The organism is Bartonella sp. MU70NMGDW (genome assembly GCF_042194085.1).
GTDB lineage: Bacteria > Pseudomonadota > Alphaproteobacteria > Rhizobiales > Rhizobiaceae > Bartonella > Bartonella grahamii.
Genome location: NZ_JBHIMK010000172.1, coordinates 1 through 2,610, shown reverse-complemented (window position 1 = coordinate 2,610; position 2,610 = coordinate 1). Strand labels below are relative to the sequence as shown.

Genomic DNA, 2,610 nt, shown 5'->3' with positions numbered 1-2,610 from the left:
TGGAAATTTACTGTGCCATTTGGTCCAATAGCTGTAGCATCTCCACCATTAACAGAAAGCTGCCAACTCGTTTTGGTTGCCTTTTCTATATCTTTCAGCTGTCTATAAGTCACTGCTTGGTCATCTTCAGTTGCGTCTGCTACTCTCGTAATCTGTTGATTGCCAGCATCAATACCGTCTATAGTTATAGCTGGTCCTTTACCATCAGTAAACACAAAGCCATCATCACTCATAAATGCATTCCCTGTAGTAACGCTGGTCAGATTAAAAGTATCACTCAAAGCAAGTTTGATGTTATGCTTATTATTTGCACTATCTTTTTCTATCTTTAAGTTATCTTTTCCCACTCCGTTGTTATTTTTCACTGAAAAATCTACTATATTGCCTGAAGTAACATCTGTAGGATTTCCATCATTAGCAGAAAGTTTCCAGCCCCCTCCTCCTGCTATAACATCTCTCATAGCTCTCAATTGTGCAACGTTGACGGCATCAGTGTCTTGAGAACCAGCTGCAACTCCTGTAATTTGTCGTGTTAGTTTACCGTTATCCCTGCCACCAACTTCACCAACACTAAAAGCTCCTGCAGTGCTTTTCCATGCTATACCGTCTTCTGTCGAATTACCATTCAGATAAGGGTCATAACCAACAATCCCCTTAGCTCTATCAGAGAGAGAGCCCCCACCTATAGCAACACCATCATAAACCGTTACTTGTGCATTTGCACCAATAGCAACAGAATCTTCCGCTTCAGCATAGGTATGCGTACCTATAGCAATCGCATTTTCAGCTTTCGCTATTACTCTTCTTTCAGGATTAGCGGCCTCAGTTCTATCAGAAAGTCTGCTCCCTATTGCAATAGAACCTGAAGCTTGAGCTTCAGCCTCTGAGCCTATAGCAATCGCATAATTCTTTTCTGCCCTTGCCTTTGTCCCCATAGCAACGCTATTTTTACCTAATGCAGTTGCAAGCCCACCAATAGCAACCGTAGATTCCCCCGATGCTTCTGATCCCACACCCATAGCAACACTTGCTTTTCCAGCTGCAAGCGCGGAAACACCAAAAGCTTGTGCCCCCCCTGCCTTTGCTGTCGCTCCTGCACCAAATACTGTTGAATAATTACCCGTTGCAGCAGATCCACAACCGGTAGCAAAAGAATAAACACCATAAGCCTCAGGCATAGCATTTAGAGTCCCTCCAGAGCCGGCTGGTCCCATATAAGTAGCATTGTTGGTCAGAATCCCATCACCCTGCCAAGTAACCTTTTCAGTGGTCGCGCCATAAGCATTACGACCGTTTTTCCCAGTGTAACCATTGATAAATCTGTTATATTGCTCTGCTGAAGTTATAATATCAGTAGCATTCGCCTGTTGTTTGCCACCACGACCAATGACATTGTCTGCACCACAGTAATTATCATCACCAGCCAACACAACACTACCATGACTACCGTGTGCATATGAAACGCCACCACCACTTGTACTTAAATTAGTCCCTCCTGTGAATGCAAAGTTGGCAGCAAAAACCGGCGAAACACTCGATAAGAGTGTAGCCATTACCGTACTAAGAGAGACAACTTTAATTAAATTTGGTGTGGAATATTTTTTTTTCATAAGAACCTCCTCCAACAGAGTTCAACATCATTACAATGTGCGAAAACACACACGGCAAAACCCTTGTTTGCGCACTTCAAAAACCAATGAATCAAGACAAAACCCTCCCCCTACGATACCGCTATCTTTACGGCATCGCCCTAAAATCTCTGTAACAACATCAAATCTAGAAAAGTCCCCAACCCTTTTAGCTAGAGGGATTCAAGCTAAAAAATAAATAAAAACACAAGACTTTGAAAATATACCGTAATCTCCATTTAAAAATACTGCGGTTTATCTCTTAACAAAATAGTTTCACTAAAGAGCAATTCTACTTTTCAAATAAAGCGCATCAGCAAAATGGCAAGAGTGTAAAAAATAATTTTTTATAAATTTGTAAAAATACTTCTCAATAAAATAGCTGTTCTTATAAACACAAATTTATGATTTTTTTAACTTATAGCACAATGTAATAGATAACGATTATCATGATAATCTCACTCTTTGTTGCGAGATAATCTGTTTCAATGTATAATGCATACCTTTGAAAGAAATCTTTCTTAATATAATGATGCACGCTCTGTAAAAAGTTCCAACGTGCTCATCTTGTCCTCTTCATAAAAAGACAAAAGTGCTATAAATGATCTTTCGTTCTTCTCGCGTATATGTCTGTTACCCTTCTATAGGAACAAAACATCGTCATTGTATTTTCACTGTTGTCAGTATCTTTTCCCTCAACCAACAAATATTTCAGGAATGACACTATGTTAGCTTCTTTTTGAATCAATTTTGTTGGTATTGCTACCCGTCGTTCTTTTTATGAACTGCTTTATTTTTAATCAGAACAATATATTGATTTATAATGATAGCTTCTCGTTTTTCAGGTTGAATAAAAGACTCGAAGATCGTGAGATTTTCACATTCCAAACTTGGTTATACAGCAGAAAATCAAAAAAGTTTTATTTTTTAAAAAGGCTGTTCATTCGTATCTTATGACGTTTCTAGATGTGCTTTTCAGTTT

At 39.0% G+C, this 2,610-nt stretch carries 1 pseudogene; it reads right to left on the bottom strand.

Annotated features, from left to right (window positions below):
* Positions 1-1,610 (bottom strand): annotated as a pseudogene (locus tag ACFIKE_RS09275) (hypothetical protein); the annotation flags it as partial.
* Positions 1,611-2,610 lie beyond the last annotated feature (1,000 nt).